Below are 19,630 nucleotides of genomic sequence, written 5' to 3' on the forward strand. Positions count from 1 at the left end.
TTATTTTATTCAAAATTACTAATTTTTTTGAATAAATTTGTTAATATGTTGAAATAGAGTTATTTGTGGTTTTTTGTTTAATAAATGTTATTTAGACAAATAGAGATACCCGTCTAGTTTATTGTCTTGGATATTGTTTTGTCCATCAAGTGATTTATAATTAATGATATAGAAGTAAGTACCAGTTGGTAAACCATCAGATTGATTAACCGTAGTTCTGCCTCTAGAAGTACCGTCAAACATATTGGTTGTATTGTTATAGTTTGTGGTTTCAAATACTAATATTCCCCAGCGATTATATATTTCAACTTTATTTTCTGGATAACAGATTAAATCATCAATATTGTCAATTTTAAAAATATCATTTATTCCGTCGCCATTAGGAGAAAATGCATTACGAGCTAAAACATTTCCGCAGGCCAATACTTTACAGTCATCATTTACTTCCATATTTAAAGTGATAGTTCTTGGGCATTTTTCGTCAGCTATTAAATAGTCAAAAGAATAATTTCCGAGTGCCAAACCAAATGGATTAAAGACACTTCCTTGAAGGGTATTTGTATTATTTTTATCAACCCAAGTTCCAGTAATAGGACTGCCCGTTGGAAGTAAATCAGTCAAGTTGATTAGTGATGAATCATCATTACATGCTGTACTTAAAATTTCTGTAACACCATTTGGAATTACTGTAATAGTTACAATTGCCGTATCGCAGTTTTCAGAACTCAATTTATCACAGATTCTATAACTGTAAGTATAAGTTCCTGCTGGTGTTAAACTTGAAACGGTTACATTTCCAGAGCTGTCAATTGTAATATTTGGATCTGTTTTAGCACTATTGTTTTCTGTAAGAAGTGTAAAGTTTACTAACGCTAACGTTGCGGGACTAGCTCCTTTAAAATCATTGCTTAATACATTTCCAACAAGTCCAAAAGTATTGCATCCGATATTGATATAATTGTCATCATTTGCGACTACTGGAGTTGGAGGCGAAGGAGGGGTTGAGACGATTACCGTCACAATAGCCGAATCACAGTTTCCAAAATCTGCTTTTTCACAAATTTGATAAGTCAATGTATAAGTTCCCGCTGGTGCATTAGCCGCAACATCTACAGATCCATCAGGGTTTAGCGTTATTACTCCTTTTGGGTCTGGGGTTACAGTGGTTAATGTAACATCGGCAGGATTTACCGGAGTGTTATTTAATATATCGTTAGTAAAAACGTTTATGATATTCGTTACCGCTCCAGATCCTGTAATTGGTGCTGGGCTGTCATCATTTGCAACAATTACAAATGTAGGTCTTGCAATACAATACGGATCAGCTGGCGGATAATTTACTGTAATAGTTTCAGTGGGATTTAAAGTTAGGATCAAATTAGCTGTAGGACGAAATTTTTCAAATCCGTCTGCGCCTTGTATCCATTTATTATTTTCAAAAATCCATCCCGGCCAGTCAATTCCTTTTCCAGTTCCGTCAACAACAGCTCCAGGCCATAATAAACGACCGCTTAATGGTAAATTTGTTAGGGTTGTAACAACGTTATTGCTGTTGTCTGCCCAAGAAATTGTTAAGCCGTCTATAGGGGTAAAGTTCACAGGAGTTACTACATAATCAACATATGGAACGTCATTAACACATACTGGTGTCGCCGTTACTGTCATTTTTGGAGCTTCAATTGTAATGGTAACCGTTGCTGTATCACAATTATCGGGTTGATTTGTTTCACAAATTTGATAAACCAGCGTTAATGTTCCTACAGGTGCATTTGGTAAAACGTCTACAGAACCATCAGGATTTAAGTTTAAATATGTATTTGGAGTTATTGTAGTTAAAATTACATCAGCTGGTTTTACAACGACACCGTCAAGAGTATCGTTTGAAAATACATTTATAACATTGGTTAAGGTGTGATTTACGCCGGCAATTGGTCCAGCATTATCATCAGTAGCCACGATATTTTTGTAGACTTTACAATTTACGGTAAAGGTTTGAACCAGTTCTGTTTTATTTCCAGCACAATCGGTTAAAGTATATGTTCGAGTTAAAATATAGACGTTTCCATCACATCCATTATTAGTATCTGCAAAAGTTACATTTACTGATGAACTGCAATTATCCGCAGCATCTTTTATGTCCGTTGGACTTCCAGCAGGAATTAAATCAATGCTTGCTAAGTTAGTTACATTCGCAGGAGCTGTGCCTGTGGGAGCCGTTTTATCTCTTACTGTAATTATTTGAGTGTAAGAAACTGTATTGTTGCCACAATCGCTGGTTTTCCATGTACGGGTTAAAGTATAATTTGAAGGGCATCCATTTTGAATATCTGATTTTGTTTCAGAAAATACTATTGGTAAACTGCCATTACAATTATCTGAAGCATTCATTTCTGCAGGCTCAGGAACTGCATCGCAAGATACTTCCATATCAAGCGGAAGGGTTCCAGTAAATATTGGCGCAGTTGTATCTTGAATCGTGATCACTTGTATGAATATGTCAGAAATGTTTCCACAGTCATCTTTCACAGTCCAAGTATTGGTATAAGTTCCAGCATTTCCACAACCAGCAGAAGCTGTAAACTGACCGCTCACTTTTACAATATTGCTAACATCATTGTCGCAAGAATCAGAAGCAGTTGGAAATAAAGCTTGAGCATCTGTCAAAGCTGCTGCGTCGCTGCATTCAATTGTTTTATCTAAGGTTCCTGTTTTAGTTGACCAAGCTGGCACAGTTGTATCTTGTATTGTAATCACCTGCGTGAATGTGTCAGAAATGTTTCCACAGTCATCTTTCACAGTCCAGGTATTGGTATAAGTTCCAGCATTTCCACAACCAGCAGAAGCTGTAAACTGACCGCTCACTTTTACAATATTGGTAACATCATTGTCGCAGGAATCAGAAGCAGTTGGAAATAAAGCTTGAGCATCTGTCAAAGCTGCTGCGTCGCTGCATTCAATTGTTTTATCTAAAGTTCCTGCTTGAGTTGTCCAAATTGGAGCTGTATTATCTTGTACAATTATGGTTTGACTAACTGGAAGCGAAATATTGCCGCAAGCATCTGTTGCAGTCCAGGTTCTTGTTTTTGTATATGATCCGGCACAATTTCCTGTTGTAATACTATCTACATAAGTTAATGAAGAAATAGTTCCAATATCGTCCTTAGCAGTCGCCTGCTCAAAAATAGGTTCTGTTGGACAATTAATTGTTGTCGTTTGTGGTAAAGGATTTATAATTGGTTTAACAGAATCTCCATCTAAAATTATAAATGATTCAGAAATACTGCACCCATTTGCATCCGTTATAGTAACTGAATAATTTCCGGCAGTAAGATTATTAGCTGTCGCTGTTGTTTGCGTAGGATTTGTATTCCAAAGATAATTATATCCAGTAGTTCCTCCAGAAACTGTAACTGTTGCTGTACCATTATTGCCGCCGCCGCAAGTAACATCTGTTTGAGTTTTTACCGCACTAAGTACATTTTGAGGCTGCGAAATTGTAACCGTACAAGTTGTAGTGTAACCTAATTTATCTGTAACAGTAACAGTATGTAAACCCGCATTCAGAGCGAGTGCCTGAGCGGTTGTTTCGTTATTATCCCAAAGGTAAGTATAGTCACCATTACCACCAATAGCAGTTACAGTTGCTTTACCCGTATTTTCTCCAAAACATTTAGCGGGACTGTCCTGCAAAATGCTGCAAGAAAGTATATTTGGTTCTGTTATAGTAACGGAACAGGTTGTCGTACAGCCTTTAGAATCGGTTATGGTAACCGTATGTAAACCTGCATTCAAAGCAATAGCTTGAGCAGTTGTTTCCTTATTATCCCATAAATAAGTATAACCGCCATTTCCTCCAATTGGTGTTACTTTTGCCTCTCCATTACTTAATCCATTTGCAGTAACCGATTTGTTTTGAGTAATCGAACAGCTTAAAGCAGTATTTGGCTGTACAATAGTAACAGAATTCGATTGAGAAGAACAAGAATCAGTTACGGTTAAAGTATAAGTTCCTGCAGGCAGATCTGAGACCGAAGCTGTAGTTCCGACTTCAACATTTGCGCTGTTTTTCCAAGAATAAGTAACTGTCCCAACTGCATTTGATACTGTGCCAGCTGTTACAGATCCTGTACTTTCGCCAAAACAAGAAACATCTGTTTTAGAAGAATTATTCAAAACTAAACACGCACTTGGCTGTACAATACAAATTGTTAGTGTTCCTTGACAGCCATTTTTATCGGTTGCTGTAACTTCATAATTTCCAAATCCTAAATTATTTAGGGTTTGAGAAGTGCCAGCATATACAGCGCCATCTTTTTTCCATGAATAAGTATATGGTGCGAATCCTCCAGAAGCATTGTTTACAGTAATTGATCCTGTAGATTGATTAAAACATTTTACATTTATGTGAGAAGCTGTTAGTTCTGTGACTTTAACAGTACTTCTTGTAACTACAACTGGTTTTATATCGCAACAATTAGAGGTATTAGTTCCTTTAATGTAGTAAGTACCAGGAGCAGCTGCTTCAAAATCTGTATACGGAATTGTCGCCGCTTCGTCGGTCCAATACGTATACGTTAATCCTGATGTGCTTCCAGCAGTGATATTTGAAGTGGTTAAATCTACTGAAGCTGCTGGTGCACAAATAGGAAGCGGGTTAGTTATAGTTATTGTTGGTTTTGAATTTATATTCACTACTATCGCCTTTTTGGGACCAATGCAGGCATTAGTTTTTCCTTCAGCGACATAATAGGTATATTGTCCAGCAACAGAAGTTGAAGGAGCTAGTGATTGCTGCCCTGTGGAAGCTGCAGTTTCGTAATAGTATAATGTATACTCTGGCTTACTTGGTACAGCAGTCAAAGGAACTGCAGTATCACCAACACAATAATTTATCGGATTTGTAACAGTAGGTTTTGTTGTTATACTTTCTATGTTAATGGTAAATTGAAAATAGCATCCACTAGCAGCTCCAGGCGGAATTGCGTAGTAAGTCGATATTCCCTCCGTTACAGGAAATGGATTGTTAATTGTATATTCAGTCGTTGTTCCTGCTGCTGCGGGATAAGCATTATAAAATGTAGATCCAGGAGGAAATGAACCTGTTATATCTGTAATTGGTATTGATGACGCATTATTACAGAATGTAAAAGCAATTGTAGGTGAAGTAGACTGACAATTTGCATTAGTAAAATTAGTAGAATTTATTGTGGTTTGAAGCGGTGCAGAAATTGCTGTTCCCGTACAGCTTCCAGATGAAGTGTAACCTAATATTAGAGATTTGTCACTTACAGATACTCCTGAATTTATACCCTGTCCGCTTAATAAACCGTTTACTTGAATCACATTACTGCAATTCGAATTTTTAAGCAAAGCACAGTTTTCTGTAGATTTTAATTTGAATGTTAATTCTGCTAAAACAGTATTAGGATCAGAAGGTAAGGGCAGTGAACCAATATTCCAAACAATAGATCCGTTTGCACCAATTGTAGGTTCATACGTCAATGAATTTGGAGTAGGTGCAGGAGTGAAATTTATAGTTTTTTCTAGACTACCAATAACAAATGAAGCGTTATATGGAATTGGAATTACAATTTTGCTGTTTTGTACCGCTTCAGATCCCCTATTTTTAATTTGTATTTTATAACCAAGTTCCTGACCAGGTAAAACATCGTAAGGACCGTCTCCAGCAGAATTTCCATTAATTGTTGTAGCAGTAAGAGTACCTTCAATCTCCGGCACATAAGCATCAACAGCCATTACAATCGAAAAAATCACATAACTATCGATAAGAGATCCATATCTAAAGCCGGTAGAAGTTTGATTGTTTCCAATAATATCTTTATTCTCGTTGGGCAGATTAAACATACTAATGTCAATTCCTGTGTTATTGGCCAAATTAGGATTTCGGGCATTTCCTCCTGTATTGATGGATGAATTAAAGAAATTAGTTGGAGAATTTCCAGGTCTGCTTAAACTTAAATATTGGTTAGAATTTAATTTTTGAATTTGAAAATAATCTTCATTATAGTTTACATCTCCTTCTCCTGCCATGATACCTAGTTTAATACCAACTGGCCCAGAAGCAACAGAGTTAAATCCAGAAACAGCAAAACCATATGTGTAATTGGTTTGATTTCGTATATAAGCATGGCCGTCAAAAACTGTAATATCTCTATTTTTCATATTAGAGTTTTCGTAAATAACAACCAATCCCCATCCAGCATATTTTCCTACCGAACCTCCATTTGATCCTTCAGTGGCCGCAATATTAGCAGCGAAATATTCTCCAACTCCATTTGTTTTTACGTAATCCGTAACTTCAGCATAAGCAGTAAACATATTGTTGTCCGCATTAATTGGAAAATAAATATCAGTAGCTGTAAATTCATCATAAGAATTGTCAATAGGGCCTTTAAATAAAATTTTTCTCTTGTCTAAAGTTTTTGTTACACCATTTTTAGATACACTAAAAGAGTTTGGACTTGTATTCGCGTCAGAGACTCTTCCTGTCCAATATAATCCCGCATAAACAATGTTATAGCAGCTTGTTAATTTTGTTCCGCCGTCATTCAATAAATCCAACGTAGCAGAAGAAGAGTTAAGCGTTTGAGAATCACTATCTTTATCAACAAAAACCATTGCGTTTGTACCATTGGTTTTGTTTTCGGCATAATTCTGCAGTGTTAAATTGGTATTTCCAATCATCGTAAAATCCCCTTTAATTTTGTAAATCGTTTTCGCAGGAGAATAGGAAGAAGTTCTTTCTTTAAACGGTTTAATTACTTGCGCATTTCCTTTATTAATACCAACAACCAGCATTAAAAAGAAATAAAAAACTGCAAAAAAGTGAGAGTAGATTTTTTTCATAGTTATAGCTTTTAATTTATTGGCCTATATAAATTCGATAAAGAAGAATATATTTTGAAGTATTATTTTTAATCAAATTATTAATCGAAGAAGGATTTGAGTTAATTTCTGAACTGATCAAAATGTATTTTAATTTTCCAAAATCAGAGAAAGAATTCAAGTCAATAGATTGGTTTAAATCTGTAGTTTTTTCAATTTTAATTGTTACTATTTCAACATCATTTTTTAAAGAGACAGAAGATTTAAGGTTCTTGATCGAATTAGTATCTGTAAATAGAGAAGTTGGATGTTCACCATAAACGGTTATTACGCCTGAAGAAGCATAGACTGCAGATTGTAAATCATACAGAAGATAGTTGAGGTGACTAAGATTAGAATCCTGTCCTGTATTTTCCAATTTCGTTAAGTAAGAATCCACATTTTCAATTTGAGCAAATGAAAAAGTCGTTGTTAAAAAAAACAGTACAAAAAAAATATTTTTTTGAAAGATGTTCTTTTTGAAAGAAAAAATAAACTTACAATTATTGACAAATTTTACTGCTTTTGCAAGAGTAGATTTAGTTCTCATAACTTTTGGTTTTGTTTTAAAGTATTAATAGTATTTTAACAGAATCAAAGTTATATGGTAGGTTTATTTTTGATTTTTTTTGTCTGTAACTAACCTAAAAACTCGTTGAAGTGTTCCTTTTGTAAAAAAAACAGCGTCGAAAAGCACTTTTTTTAGCCTGATAAAGTAATTTTTTTTGAAGTATTTTTTTGCTTTTTTGATCAAAATTATTCTTTTTTAAATATTGCAAATGACTAATAATCAAATATTTAGTTAAAATTATATAAATATTAATAGTATCGATCAAGTACTTATTTTATAGACGAAGTACATAAAATGGAAATTTTTAAGTTTTATATGTTTTAGTATCGTCAGCATTTTAGTAAGTTCAGATTCTTGTTAAAATTTGTATTAAATGTTAACGGAAATAAAAAAAAGAAAAGGTTTAAAATATCTTTTGTAAATTAGAACTTAATTAAAAATATAAGCCTGCAGGTCAGGTTTTTAAAATTGCTCCTTATGAAAAATCTCATTTTAATACGTCATGCTAAATCAAGTTGGGAAGCACCATTAAAAGATTTCGATCGTCCGCTGATGAAAAGAGGAATCCTAGATGCGCATGATGTATCATTACATATTTCAGATTATCTGCCTAAAACCTTTATAATTTGGAGTAGTACTGCAGCGAGAGCTTCGGAGACAGCTTTAATATTTGCACAAAATCTCTCTTATCCTATAGAAAGCATCGTTTATAAGGACGACCTCTATACTTTTGATGAAAAACAACTCGAAAAAGTTATCAAATCGTGTGATAATAGTTTTGAAAGCGTTATTCTTTTCGGACATAACGAGGCTATTACAAATTTTGTTAATAAATTTGGGGATGTTTTTATAGAAAATGTTCCAACATCGGGCTTTGTCTCCCTGCAATTCGATGCAGACAACTGGAATACTATCAATAAAGGCAAAACACATAAAACTATTTTCCCCAAAGATTTAAAATAATTACAGTGTACGAACAGAAATATATCGATAGAGAAAAAAGCTGGTTAGCGTTTAATGCAAGAGTGCTTCAAGAAGCGGCAGATAACACGGTTCCACTTTTAGACAGACTGCGTTTTGTTGGAATTTTTTCAAACAATTTAGATGAATTCTTTAGAGTTCGCTACGCTGCCATTCGTAGATTAAGTCTCTCTGGGATTTCTGGCGAAAAATATCTGGGCGGTGTTTCTGCTCAGCAGTTAATTAAAGATATTACAGAAATTGTAATTCAGCAGCAATCAGAAAGTTTACGTATTCTCGGAAATATAGAAGCAGAGCTTGAAGCCGAAAATATTTTTATTATCAACGAAGATCAGATCACGCCAAAACAAGAATGTTTTCTAAAAGACTTTTTTACGCAAAAACTAAGTCCTGAATTGGTAACAATCATTTTGAATGACCTGGCTGTTTTTCCTATTTTAAAAGACACATTGGGTTATTTGGCAGTTCGTTTGGAACTTAATAACGATGAAGTTCGTTACGCTTTAATCGAAATTCCAAAAAACATAAATAGATTTGTTGTTCTTCCTTCTGATGATGAAAAACAATATGTAATTCTAATTGATGATGTTATTCGTTTCAAACTGAAAAACATCTTTAATATATTCGATTACAAAACAGTATCTGCACACATGATCAAAATTACTCGTGATGCACAATTAGATATTGATAGTGATTTGAGTAAAAGTATGCTCGAAAAAATCGCGACATCTGTAAAAGATCGTAGAATAGGTGAACCCGTTCGTTTTATTTATGATAGTTTAATTGAAGAAGATACTTTGCGTTTCTTCTTAGACAAAATGAAAATTGTAGAAACCGACAGTATAATTCCGGGAGGAAGATATCATAACCGTCGTGATTATATGAGTTTCCCGAATTTAGGACGTTTCGATTTGTTGTATAAACCAAATGAACCGCTTCCAGTTCCAGGTTTAAGTTTGGACGGAAGTATTTTGGAGAAAATCAGTAAAAAAGATTATTTAGTACACGCTCCATATCAGTCTTTTTCATATCTGACAAAATTTTTGCGTGAAGCGGCTTTAGATCCAAAAGTTACCAGTATTAAAATTACTTTATATCGTTTGGCTAAGAACTCGCAGATTATTAGTTCGCTGGTTAATGCCGCTAAAAATGGTAAAAAGGTAGTAGTGCAAATTGAACTTCAGGCACGTTTTGATGAAGCTTCGAATATTTCGTACGCAGAACAAATGCAGACAGAAGGGATCGAACTTATTTTCGGAATTAAAGGCCTAAAAGTACACAGTAAAATTTGTGTTATCGAAAGAACCGAAGAAGGAAAAAATCGTCGTTACGGCTTTATTTCAACAGGAAATTTCAACGAATCGACTGCTAAAATTTATACAGATGTAACCCTTTTTACGTGTCATCAGGGAATTTTAAAAGACACATCAAAAATATTTGAGTTTTTTGATATTAATTACAGAGTGCATCGATACAAACATTTAATCGTTTCGCCTCATTATACAAGAACCAAATTTATAAAACTAATTGACCGCGAAATTCTGCATGCGCTGGCAGGTAGAAAAACACATATAAAATTAAAAATGAATAGTTTATCCGATTTTAAAATGATCGATAAATTATACGAAGCTAGTAATGCCGGCGTAAAAATACAGCTTCAGGTAAGAGGAATTTGTTCGTTAATTCCAGGAATTCCAGGAATGAGCGAAAACATAGAAGCAATAAGTATCGTCGATAATTATTTAGAACATTCTCGAATTTATATTTTTGGAAATGCAGGTTTAAACGAAGTATACATTTCATCAGCCGATTTTATGACAAGAAATCTGGATGGAAGAGTCGAAGTAACCTGTCCTATTTATGACCTTGAAATTAAAAAAGAATTAATAGATAATTTCAACATTGCCTGGAAAGGAAATGTAAAAGTAAGATATCATTCCTATAAATTAGATAATAAATATAAGCCTAAGAACCATCATGCCCCATTTAGAGCACAATTTGAGACCTATAAATATTATCAAGATAAATTTGCAATACTAGAAGAGGTTCCTCAAAAAGTAAATTAATAATAAAACCAATTTCAAAATCATAAATTGAGCATGATTAATATTAGGAAATTTGCAGCGATAGATATCGGTTCAAATGCCATGAGGCTATTGATATCGAACGTTGTAGAACAAGATGGCAAAGAACCGCAGTTTAATAAAAGTTCCCTTGTTCGTGTACCAATTCGTTTGGGACAAGACGCCTTTACAGTTGGAGAAATTTCACCAGAAAATATAGATCGAATGGTTGATGCCATGAAAGCATTTAATCTTTTGATGAAAGTACATAAAGTAGAACGTTATATGGCATTTGCAACTTCAGCAATGCGAGAAGCCTATAATGCAAAAGAAGTGGTGGCTTTAATCAAGAAAAAAGCCGACATTAAAATCGAGATTATCGATGGTAAAAAAGAAGCCGCAATTATTGCTTCTACAGATTTGCATCATTTACTAAAAACAGATGAAACCTATCTTTTTGTTGATGTTGGAGGCGGAAGTACCGAGTTTACTCTATTCTCTGATGGAAAAATGATCAACTCAAGATCTTTCAAAGCGGGAACAGTTCGTTTATTGAATAATATGGTTCACGATGTAGTTTGGGATGAAATTGAAAAATGGATTCGAACTAATACGGCAGATTATGAAGAGGTAACTCTAATTGGTTCTGGAGGGAATATCAATAAATTATTTAAAATGTCTGGAAAGCAGCAAGAAAAACCGCTTTCGTACATTTATATTAACTCGCAATATGCTTTTTTGAATTCATTGACTTACGAGCAAAGAATCGCCGAATTAGGCTTAAACTCTGACCGTGCCGACGTTATTATCCATGCAACACGTATTTACCTAAATGCAATGAAATGGAGTGGTGCGCGCCAGATTTATGTTCCAAAAATCGGACTTTCAGACGGAATCGTAAAAGCAATGTATTACGGTAAAATTTAATGAAATCTGTTTTTCAGTCCATTCAGGATTTTTCTGTGGAAGAATTAGATCTTTTAAACGATTTAATTACGTTCCGTACATTAAAAAAGGGAGCTCTTTTATTGACTGAAAATCAGGTTTGTAATGAAATAGTGTTTATAAAAAAAGGAATTCTTCGTTCCTTTTTTATGAATCACAAAGGCGATGAAATTACCAATTGTTTTGCTTTCGAAAATGAATTTATGGCTTCTTTTGCGAGCTTTATAACAGAAGAAAAAGCCGAAGAAAGTATTCAAGCTTTAACCGATGTGGAATTACAAATTTTGGATCGTAAAGCCTTGGAAAAACTATATCAATCAGGTTCTAACTGGCAGGAAGCAGGTAGAAAACTTACCGAATTAGAATTTGTAAATCTGCATAAAAGAATGGTTTCTTTTCAGAAATTATCTGGTGCACAGCGTTATGAAGAACTTTTTGAGCATCATCAAAAATATATTCAATTAATTCCATTGCAATATTTAGCTTCCTATTTAGGAGTTACACCAAGACATTTAAGCCGAATTAGGAAAGCAGTTTTATAAGTTTTTTTGTTTCTTGCCGATTTTGCAGATTGAGCGGATTCTTCTTCTCAGTTAATAAGCTAAAAATAAATCTGCTTAATCTACAAAATCTGAGAGAGAAATAAATTTTTCAGGACATTTGTCCAGTAAAATAAAATGTACTAAAAGTATTTTTGAAAAAACATTAATATGAAAAAGATACTGATTATAAACGGACATCCAAATCCCGAAAGCTTCAATTTTGGAATCGCTGAATCTTATAAAAGCGGTGCTGAAACTTCTGGAGCCGTTGTAGAAACCATTACAATTGCAGCGCTAAACTTCAATCCAAATTTAAAATTCGGTTACCAAAAACGAACAGAATTAGAACCCGATTTACTCGAGTCTTGGGAGAAAATCAAAAGAGCAGATCAATTAGTTTGGATTCATCCTGTTTGGTGGGGCGGACTTCCTGCTATTACAAAAGGATTTATTGATCGCTTATTTCTGCCGGGAATGGCTTTTCAGTATCGGGAAAACTCGGTTTGGTGGGATAAACTACTGAAAGGAAAAACAGCGCATATTATTACCACTTTAGATCAGCCAAGCTGGTATTATCGCTTGTTTTATGGAAGACCAAGCGTGAATCAGTTAAAGAAATCTACTTTGGAATTCTGTGGTGTAAAACCCGTAAAAGTCAGCTATATTGGAGTTATTAAAGGTTCTGAAGAAAAGCAGCGAAAAAAATGGCTTGAAAAAGTTTATAAATTCGGACTGCACCAAAAATAGTTTCTGACTACTGCCGCTCTAATCATTCAATTCTAATCCAAATGTTGAACGCAAAAGTTCAATGTTTGGATTGATTTCTAAGAAACGATTATACCTGTCTTGGTCGTTGTAACTTCTTTTTAATTCTATTTTCTCATTCACAACAACTTCAATTGTGATATCATGGTTATGTAAATGTCCTTTCAAATGTCCCAAAAGAGCATTCATCTGACTTTCAAATTCTAGTTTCGAACCTTCGTTTGGCAGTTCGTAAATGATTTTTGTTCCATCCAAAACAGGATCGTTGATCAATAGAATAGATTCCATAATCTTGAAACCTTTTTGTCCTAAACGCTCTGCAAATTTGTTCCAATGCAATAACATTTCAGTTTCTGTAAATTCCTCAGTTAGTAAAACAGATGTAGGTTTTACGTACGATTTTGTACTTGCTTCCAATTCTTTTTTCTTGCGGATACTCGCCAAAGAAAATGCAGAAACTTTTGGAGTATTACTTGTTTCGGTCTTCGGAGTTTCTGGAGTCTGAACCTTCGGAGTTTCAGCAGCCGGAGTTACATTTGCAGTATTTGAAGCAGCAGATTTATCATTGTCATTTTGATTGACATTGACAGTGATTTTTTCCTCCGAATTTGGAATTTCGGCTTTAGTACTTGGAGTTTGGGACTTAACTTCAGTTATAGAGAAGCTTCCGTTTTTATAATAAGTGGGCGGAATTATGAATTGCTCAACTTTTTTTTTTCTCCATCAAAGTTGATAGAGGCCAATTGCATCAAGCATAATTCAACTAAAAGGCGCTGATTCTGACTCAATTTGTATTTTAAATCACAGTCATTTGCAATATCAATTCCTTTCAATAAAAATTCCTGAGAACATTTTTGCGATTGAACGCCGTACATTTGCTGTGCTTGTTCTCCAACTTCTAATAATGCAATAGTTGCAGGCGTTTTGCTTACCAAAAGATCTCTAAAATGAGAAGCTAATCCAGCAATAAAATGATGCCCGTCAAAACCTTTTGCCAGAATATCGTTGTATGCCAATAAAAGTTCTGGAATTTTATTTTCCAAAAGTAAGTCGGTAATCGAAATGTAGGTTTCGTAATCTAAAACGTTTAGGTTTTCGGTTACGGCCTGACGTGTTAAATTAGTTCCGCAATACGAAACCACACGGTCAAAAATAGATAAAGCGTCACGCATGGCGCCATCTGCTTTTTGAGCAATAATGTGCAGTGCATCATCTTCAAAATTGATTCCCTGACTTTTAGCAACTTCAGCCAAATGTTCTTTAGCATCTTTTACCGTAATTCTCTTGAAATCAAATATCTGACAGCGAGATAAAATCGTTGGAATGATTTTGTGTTTTTCTGTTGTTGCTAAAATAAAAATAGCATGCTTTGGCGGTTCTTCCAATGTTTTAAGAAAAGCATTAAAAGCAGCCGAAGACAACATATGAACCTCGTCAATAATATATACTTTGTATTGTCCGGTTTGCGGCGGGATTCTAACCTGATCAATAAGGCTTCGAATATCATCAACCGAGTTGTTTGAAGCAGCATCTAACTCAAAAACGTTAAAAGCAAAATCTTCATTCGGATCGTCATATCCAGGCTGGTTTATTTTACGGGCCAAGATACGCGCGCAGGTAGTTTTACCAACTCCACGCGGTCCAGTGAACAAAAGGGCAGAAGCAAGGTGATTGCTGTCGATAGCATTCAACAAAGTGTTGGTAATGGCTTTTTGCCCCACAACATCCTTAAAGGTCTGCGGGCGGTATTTACGAGCCGATACTACAAATTGTTCCATATTCTTTTTTATTCGATAGCAAATATATGACTTTTGTTTCGTTGTTTAAAGTCGATTTTATTTATTTGACGAAATTCTTTTTCTTTAAAATTACAAAGATTAAACTTAGAAATAATACGATGTTGACAATCAAAGAAATGATGATGTATCTGCTGTTTTTTTCAAGTTTTGCCTTGGTTTTTTCTTTATCAGAAATTTCTTTTTGAGTTTTTTTATATATCCTTAATTTCTCTAATTGATAAATCCAATCTTGTAAATTTCGATTTTCAAATTTCAGATCCCAAGCATAAAAAGACAATGCTTTTATTTGATCATCTGTCTTTTGAGAGATTTTGATATCTGGTGGAGGAGGCATGGAGTCACTCCCGTAGGGTTTAAATCCAGTACTTGGAGAACAACCACTCACTTCGATAGTTTTATCGTCATTAAAATTGGCATAAACAATCCAAAGTTGTTTAACAGATGGAATAATAGAACAATTACCAGAATATTTTTGTTTAATGAAAAGAGAATTGTAATTTCCTTTAAAGAGTTCTAAGATTCTAAAAGTATAAATTCTGTTTATTGAGTCCACTTTTATAACTTCTCCGTAAAATACAATTTCATGCTTTAATCCTACTTCTACCATATTTTCTCGTTCAATTGGCTTACATTCACAAGAAAATGAATTGTTCCAAATAAAAAAGAATGCAATAATGAAAATGTATCTAAGCTTCATAAAGTTGATTTTGAATACAATAATAATTATTTTTTTGGAATAAAAAATGTACTATTTTTATTCCAAATGTAAAATGATGAATTATAAAAAAAGTAGTTCATTTATAAAGTTGATATGAAGTAATACTATACGATTTCAAAAATGAAAAAAATAACAAATAATTTTTTTATCCTATCTGTCCTGATTTTTATAGGATGTAATAGAACAGCTGAAAAGTTAGAAGAAAGAACAGCTGTAGATAAAAATTTGGAAATTTTCAATGTAAGTAAAAAACAAAACATAATAACTGCTGAGATTATTGATAAGACATCTGATGCGAATTTGGAACAGATGATTTCAGATAACATCTTGGAATGGATTAGTATGGATTACATGAATGAACTTCTTCGAGTTAAATCGTTAACGAAAGGGCAACAAATGTTCTGGTCAACTTGGAAATTAGAAGGTGAAGTGAATAATGGCGGATTTAATCAGTTTTATTATAATTCTAATCAAGAATTTGGTCAAATGGCTGAAGATGGATTTCAAATCATAGGATTAGAAAAATATGCTGAATTAACTCATAAGGCAAACAAGATTTATAAAGAAAACAAACTTAATTTAGAAAAATTTGATGATGGAACAATGAAAAGTTTCAGTGAATCTTATAAAAATAATCCTTTAAATGAAATAGATCATGAATTTTATGAGTTGCAGTCAAAGTAGGGAATTAGTGATGCTCGAGTTAAGTACATTCGCAATCATAAAGATGAATTTACTAAAGTCTTTTAAACTTTTATGGAACAATATAACTTCGTTAACGATACATTAAAACTAAAAGTAAAGAAATCTCCATTCTTAGTTAGAATAGTAATGTTTGCATTAGCTTTTTCGTTTTTTATTTTTCCAATAGTTGGTGCAATTTTTAGTGTCTTATTTGGAAGCGGTTTACATATTGGTTTCTTTATCGGAATTGGTATCTTCTCCCTAATTGGATTTTATACACTTAGAGTTTCTTTATGGAATACTTATGGTGAAGAAACTATTACATTTTTAGAAGATAGAATTATTTATGAAGCCAATTATGGCTGGTTTAAAGATGGTAAAAAAGAAACATTAATTTCAAATCCGAATTATCATGCTATACCTGCTGGATATGAAGAAGATAATGAAGGAGTTTTAGTTATTGCTTCTGAAAATACTGAAATACAATCTGTTGTAAAAATGAAAATGCCTCACTTAGAAGAATTGATTTCGGTTTTAAAAACTTCAAAAATATAAGATATTTATTTCTTTTTTACTGGAAATGATATAAACTCCTTCTAATATCATATAATGTTTTGATAGTTAATCTGTTTAATTTTAGATAGTTAATTATTAAAAAAATGTTATTATGAAAATTCAAACAATTTTACTGGGAATCGGACTTTTTGTTTCACTTGCAGCCTGCGCTCCAAAAGATGCAGATATTGAAAAAGCTATCAGCGAAAAACTAAGCGACACGCCAAACATACAGGTAACTGTGCATGATGGTGTAGCGACAATTACTGGAACCTGCGACGACGAAATTTTCAAAAAAAATATCGAAAAAAGTGTTAGAGCAACAAAAGGAGTAAAATCTGTTGTGAATACCTGCGAGATTGCGAGAGCTAATCAAGAACCAGCGGCAGCAGCTGTTGTTATTAATCCTGATACAGAGTTAGATAAATCTATACATAAAGTTGTAGATGCTTACGATGGAGTAAGTGCTACGGTTGTAGGCGGTGTAGTAACACTTTCTGGTGAAATTAAAAGAGATAAACTACAGCCCTTAATGCAAAGTATACAGGAATTGAAACCGAAAAAAGTGGATAACAAATTAATCATTAAATAGTTATGATGAGTTTACAAGATAAATATAGAGATGTGACAGATTTGGCAGGTGAATTAGGTATCGCCAATTTGCAGGTAAGAGAACAAGATAATGTTTTGTACATTGACGGTCAAGCCAAATCGGCAGCAGATAAAGAAAAATTGTGGAATGCTTATGGAAAAATAGATCCGGATTATCGTTCTGCTGATGTGGTAATGAATATTGAAGTCGAAGAAAAAGTTTCAAAAGAATATACCGTTGAAGCTGGTGATTCTCTTTCTAAAATAGGAAAAGCATATGGAGTTTCTTGGAAGGATATATTTGAAGCCAATAAAGATATAATTTCAAATCCTGATTTAATTCAGCCTGGTTGGAAATTAAAAATACCAACAGTATAATTTTTGTCAATTTGCTGTTTAGAAAAGTCCATCTTGTGATGGACTTTTTTTGTGTTAGTAATAAAAAAGATACTATATGTAAAATTAAAATTTGTAAGATTAGTATGTAATATTTTAAACTTTAATGCGTTTATCATAAAACATAAATTTAAAAAACATCATTATGAAAAGTAAATCTATTTTATTAGGAATGGGACTTGCCTTATTATTAGCGGCTTGTGGTCCTAAAGATGCAGATATTCAAAAAGAAATAACTACAAAAATTAGCACACTGCCAGGAGTTGAAGCTACTGTGAAAGATGGTGTAGCAACTATTTCGGGTACTTGTAAAGATGATGCATTTAAGCAAAATGCAGAAACTATAGTTAAAGGAATTAAAGGGGTAAAATCAGTTGTGAACAACTGCGAAATTCTAGCTCCAGAACTAGAACCAGTGAAAGCTGTACCAGTTCAAGTTAATGCAGATAATGTGTTGTCAAGTTCAGTAACCGCAATAGTTAAATCGTACAGTGGAGTAAGTGCATCTGTTGTAAATGGTGTAGTTACACTTAAAGGAAATATTAAAAGAAATCAATTACCAGCTTTAATAAAAAGCGTACAGGGATTGAAACCTAAAAAAGTGGAAAACAAATTAACTATTAAATAATACGCCATGAGTTTACAGGATAAATATAAAGAGTTAACAGATTTGGCATCTAATTTAGGAATAGCAAATTTGCAGGTTAGAGAGCAAGATAATGTTCTGTATATTGATGGAGAAGCGCAATCGGCTGGAGACAAGGAAAAAATTTGGGATGCTTACGGAAAAATTGATCCAGATTATAGATCGGCTGATGTAGTCATGAATATCGAAGTTGCAGAAGGGACTACAAAAGATTATACTGTAAAAAGCGGTGATTCACTTTCAAAAATTGGAAAACAATTTGGTGTTTCATGGCAGACAATCTTTGAAGCTAATAAAGATATTATTAAAAACCCTGACGTGATTCAACCAGGTTGGAAATTGAAAATACCAAAAGCATAGTTGTTGTTATGTTGTTAAGAAAGTCCGTCGTAATGATGGGCTTTTTTGTATGTAAGAATGGATTCAAAAAGTAAATTTTAGTAGTTTTTTACCGCAAGAGGTGCTATGGTTTTACGGAAAGTCCTTAAAGATTTTCCGTATTTTGTGTCATGTTGAGCGAAGTCGAAACACTCAAACTATAAAGGTTTTCGACTTCGCTCAGACTGACAGAAATTGTGGTTACTTTACTTAAAATGGAAAGATAATTTGTTATAAAATCTAATTTCCTAGCCCCGATAGAAGTGAAAATCCTTTTGTGGCGGCGTTCGCCATAAAAGATTGTAACGAATAGCGGGATTTAGCTCCTTAAAATCTATCTTCCTCTAATACTCAAGTTAAATAAAAACTGTGCTGTTTCCTGATCTGAATCGGCGGAGAAACCAGCAACGTAAACGCCCTTTTTGCCACTAGTAGATTTAATTCCGTATACAACTGCTTCATCTGCAGGGTCAGATTCCCCTTCGTATCGATACACATGAACAATTTCAAACTTTTCAGGATTTTTTTTAATCATGTCTGCATTTCGATTAAAATCGCACGTAAACCCTTTTTCATTCAATTGATCTAAAGCCTTTGAGACAGTTGCGTAATGATACATTCTTTTCATGATAACTGAATTTAAAATTAATAGATTTTTAAAGATAACTATTTTAAAATTAAAAAGTTAGGATAAAAGTCATAAAATCGGAAATTTAAAACCGATATAGTTAAGTGATAAAATCGTACTTTTGCCGCGCAGACCGCCTTATCGTCGTCTCGTCTTTTGGGACGAGAGGGAGGAAAGTCCGGACACCACAGAGAAGCATAGCGGGTAACACCCGTCGGCGTTAGAAATAGCGCAAGGACAAGTGCAACAGAAAGTATGTACAGGTAATGCTGTAGTGAAACCAGGTAAACTCTATGCGGTGAAATACCAAGTATATCAGCATTTAAGGGCTTCTCGTCCGTTGTTGAAGGGTAGGTAGCTTGAGTTTCGAAGTAATTCGGAATCTAGATAAATGATAAGGTATTGTCGCGTTGCAAAACGAGACAAGAACAGAATCCGGCTTACAGGTCTGCTTTTTTTATATATTTGTGAAACTATCTAAAC

17 protein-coding genes and 1 other RNA gene are annotated in these 19,630 nt (G+C 33.8%); 12 read left to right on the forward strand and 6 right to left on the reverse strand.

Annotated elements, in window-relative coordinates; all coding sequences use genetic code 11:
• Window positions 1-87: 87 nt before the first annotated feature.
• Window positions 88-6,867, reverse strand: coding sequence for a gliding motility-associated C-terminal domain-containing protein (locus BSF42_RS17500; RefSeq protein WP_095954385.1), 6,780 nt, complete (start codon window positions 6,865-6,867; stop codon window positions 88-90).
• 16 nt (window positions 6,868-6,883) lie between these two features.
• Entirely contained in the window at window positions 6,884-7,435 is a 552-nt protein-coding gene (locus BSF42_RS17505; RefSeq protein ID WP_095954386.1) for a hypothetical protein, read from the reverse strand.
• A gap of 498 nt (window positions 7,436-7,933) precedes the next feature.
• Between BSF42_RS17505 and BSF42_RS17510 the strand changes: the two genes are divergently transcribed.
• The 5 genes from BSF42_RS17510 (at window position 7,934) to BSF42_RS17530 (ending at window position 12,734) form a co-directional block, all read left to right on the forward strand.
• Entirely contained in the window at window positions 7,934-8,419 is a 486-nt protein-coding gene (locus BSF42_RS17510; RefSeq protein ID WP_095954387.1) for a histidine phosphatase family protein, read from the forward strand.
• 5 nt (window positions 8,420-8,424) lie between these two features.
• A complete protein-coding gene (gene ppk1 / locus BSF42_RS17515) occupies window positions 8,425-10,503 on the forward strand; it encodes a polyphosphate kinase 1 (RefSeq protein ID WP_172426719.1) in 2,079 nt (692 codons plus the stop codon).
• Window positions 10,504-10,536: 33 nt separating this feature from the next.
• Window positions 10,537-11,427 carry a Ppx/GppA phosphatase family protein gene (locus BSF42_RS17520; RefSeq protein ID WP_095954389.1) on the forward strand — a complete coding sequence of 297 codons (891 nt, stop codon included), beginning with the start codon at window positions 10,537-10,539 and terminating at the stop codon, window positions 11,425-11,427.
• Window positions 11,427-11,987 (forward strand): Crp/Fnr family transcriptional regulator, encoded by a 561-nt coding sequence (locus BSF42_RS17525; protein WP_095954390.1) that lies wholly within the window; start codon window positions 11,427-11,429, stop codon window positions 11,985-11,987. Before BSF42_RS17520 ends, BSF42_RS17525 begins: the two co-directional genes overlap by 1 nt.
• A 168-nt stretch (window positions 11,988-12,155) precedes the next feature.
• On the forward strand, window positions 12,156-12,734 hold the full coding sequence (locus tag BSF42_RS17530) for an NAD(P)H-dependent oxidoreductase (protein WP_095954391.1): 579 nt from the start codon (window positions 12,156-12,158) through the stop codon (window positions 12,732-12,734).
• Window positions 12,735-12,752: 18 nt separating this feature from the next.
• Here BSF42_RS17530 and BSF42_RS17535 read toward each other — a convergent pair whose 3' ends face one another.
• From BSF42_RS17535 to BSF42_RS17545, 3 genes are all read right to left on the reverse strand, one after another.
• A complete protein-coding gene (locus tag BSF42_RS17535; RefSeq protein ID WP_253251100.1) occupies window positions 12,753-13,196 on the reverse strand; it encodes a DNA polymerase III subunit gamma/tau in 444 nt (147 codons plus the stop codon).
• A gap of 248 nt (window positions 13,197-13,444) precedes the next feature.
• On the reverse strand, window positions 13,445-14,530 hold the full coding sequence (dnaX, locus tag BSF42_RS17540; RefSeq protein WP_095954392.1) for a DNA polymerase III subunit gamma/tau: 1,086 nt from the start codon (window positions 14,528-14,530) through the stop codon (window positions 13,445-13,447).
• A 61-nt stretch (window positions 14,531-14,591) separates the two neighbouring features.
• Complete coding sequence (locus tag BSF42_RS17545) at window positions 14,592-15,248, reverse strand: hypothetical protein (RefSeq protein ID WP_141248475.1); 657 nt, start codon at window positions 15,246-15,248, stop codon at window positions 14,592-14,594.
• A gap of 141 nt (window positions 15,249-15,389) precedes the next feature.
• On the opposite strand from BSF42_RS17545, the gene BSF42_RS17550 reads away from it, so the two are divergent.
• The 6 genes from BSF42_RS17550 (at window position 15,390) to BSF42_RS17575 (ending at window position 18,501) form a co-directional block, all read left to right on the forward strand.
• Entirely contained in the window at window positions 15,390-15,953 is a 564-nt protein-coding gene (locus tag BSF42_RS17550; protein WP_095954394.1) for a DUF4375 domain-containing protein, read from the forward strand.
• 72 nt (window positions 15,954-16,025) lie between these two features.
• A complete protein-coding gene (locus tag BSF42_RS17555; RefSeq protein ID WP_095954395.1) occupies window positions 16,026-16,508 on the forward strand; it encodes a hypothetical protein in 483 nt (160 codons plus the stop codon).
• 112 nt (window positions 16,509-16,620) lie between these two features.
• Complete coding sequence (locus BSF42_RS17560) at window positions 16,621-17,100, forward strand: BON domain-containing protein (protein ID WP_095954396.1); 480 nt, start codon at window positions 16,621-16,623, stop codon at window positions 17,098-17,100.
• A gap of 2 nt (window positions 17,101-17,102) precedes the next feature.
• A complete protein-coding gene (locus BSF42_RS17565; RefSeq protein WP_253251101.1) occupies window positions 17,103-17,477 on the forward strand; it encodes a LysM peptidoglycan-binding domain-containing protein in 375 nt (124 codons plus the stop codon).
• Window positions 17,478-17,640: 163 nt separating this feature from the next.
• Window positions 17,641-18,123 carry a BON domain-containing protein gene (locus BSF42_RS17570; RefSeq protein WP_095954397.1) on the forward strand — a complete coding sequence of 161 codons (483 nt, stop codon included), beginning with the start codon at window positions 17,641-17,643 and terminating at the stop codon, window positions 18,121-18,123.
• Between the two features lie 6 nt (window positions 18,124-18,129).
• Window positions 18,130-18,501, forward strand: coding sequence for a LysM peptidoglycan-binding domain-containing protein (locus BSF42_RS17575; protein ID WP_095954398.1), 372 nt, complete (start codon window positions 18,130-18,132; stop codon window positions 18,499-18,501).
• 352 nt (window positions 18,502-18,853) lie between these two features.
• On the opposite strand, the gene BSF42_RS17580 is transcribed toward BSF42_RS17575, so the two are convergent.
• A complete protein-coding gene (locus tag BSF42_RS17580) occupies window positions 18,854-19,147 on the reverse strand; it encodes a hypothetical protein (protein WP_095954399.1) in 294 nt (97 codons plus the stop codon).
• 125 nt (window positions 19,148-19,272) lie between these two features.
• Between BSF42_RS17580 and rnpB the strand changes: the two genes are divergently transcribed.
• Window positions 19,273-19,606: RNase P RNA component class A (rnpB, locus tag BSF42_RS17585), an RNA gene on the forward strand.
• Window positions 19,607-19,630 lie beyond the last annotated feature (24 nt).

The organism is Flavobacterium sp. ACN6, assembly GCF_002304005.1.
In the GTDB taxonomy this organism is placed as follows: Bacteria; Bacteroidota; Bacteroidia; order Flavobacteriales; family Flavobacteriaceae; genus Flavobacterium.

Excerpts from the sequence above, each read along its gene's own strand:
- BSF42_RS17500 (WP_095954385.1), bottom strand. The coding sequence starts at position 6,867 with ATGAAAAAAATCTACTCTCACTTTTTTGCAGTTTTTTATTTCTTTTTA.
- BSF42_RS17505 (WP_095954386.1), bottom strand. The coding sequence starts at position 7,435 with ATGAGAACTAAATCTACTCTTGCAAAAGCAGTAAAATTTGTCAATAAT.
- BSF42_RS17510 (WP_095954387.1), top strand. The coding sequence starts at position 7,934 with ATGAAAAATCTCATTTTAATACGTCATGCTAAATCAAGTTGGGAAGCA.
- BSF42_RS17520 (WP_095954389.1), top strand. The coding sequence starts at position 10,537 with ATGATTAATATTAGGAAATTTGCAGCGATAGATATCGGTTCAAATGCC.
- BSF42_RS17525 (WP_095954390.1), top strand. The coding sequence starts at position 11,427 with ATGAAATCTGTTTTTCAGTCCATTCAGGATTTTTCTGTGGAAGAATTA.
- BSF42_RS17530 (WP_095954391.1), top strand. The coding sequence starts at position 12,156 with ATGAAAAAGATACTGATTATAAACGGACATCCAAATCCCGAAAGCTTC.
- dnaX (WP_095954392.1), bottom strand. The coding sequence starts at position 14,530 with ATGGAACAATTTGTAGTATCGGCTCGTAAATACCGCCCGCAGACCTTT.
- BSF42_RS17545 (WP_141248475.1), bottom strand. The coding sequence starts at position 15,248 with ATGAAGCTTAGATACATTTTCATTATTGCATTCTTTTTTATTTGGAAC.
- BSF42_RS17550 (WP_095954394.1), top strand. The coding sequence starts at position 15,390 with ATGAAAAAAATAACAAATAATTTTTTTATCCTATCTGTCCTGATTTTT.
- BSF42_RS17555 (WP_095954395.1), top strand. The coding sequence starts at position 16,026 with ATGGAACAATATAACTTCGTTAACGATACATTAAAACTAAAAGTAAAG.
- BSF42_RS17560 (WP_095954396.1), top strand. The coding sequence starts at position 16,621 with ATGAAAATTCAAACAATTTTACTGGGAATCGGACTTTTTGTTTCACTT.
- BSF42_RS17565 (WP_253251101.1), top strand. The coding sequence starts at position 17,103 with ATGATGAGTTTACAAGATAAATATAGAGATGTGACAGATTTGGCAGGT.
- BSF42_RS17570 (WP_095954397.1), top strand. The coding sequence starts at position 17,641 with ATGAAAAGTAAATCTATTTTATTAGGAATGGGACTTGCCTTATTATTA.
- BSF42_RS17575 (WP_095954398.1), top strand. The coding sequence starts at position 18,130 with ATGAGTTTACAGGATAAATATAAAGAGTTAACAGATTTGGCATCTAAT.
- BSF42_RS17580 (WP_095954399.1), bottom strand. The coding sequence starts at position 19,147 with ATGAAAAGAATGTATCATTACGCAACTGTCTCAAAGGCTTTAGATCAA.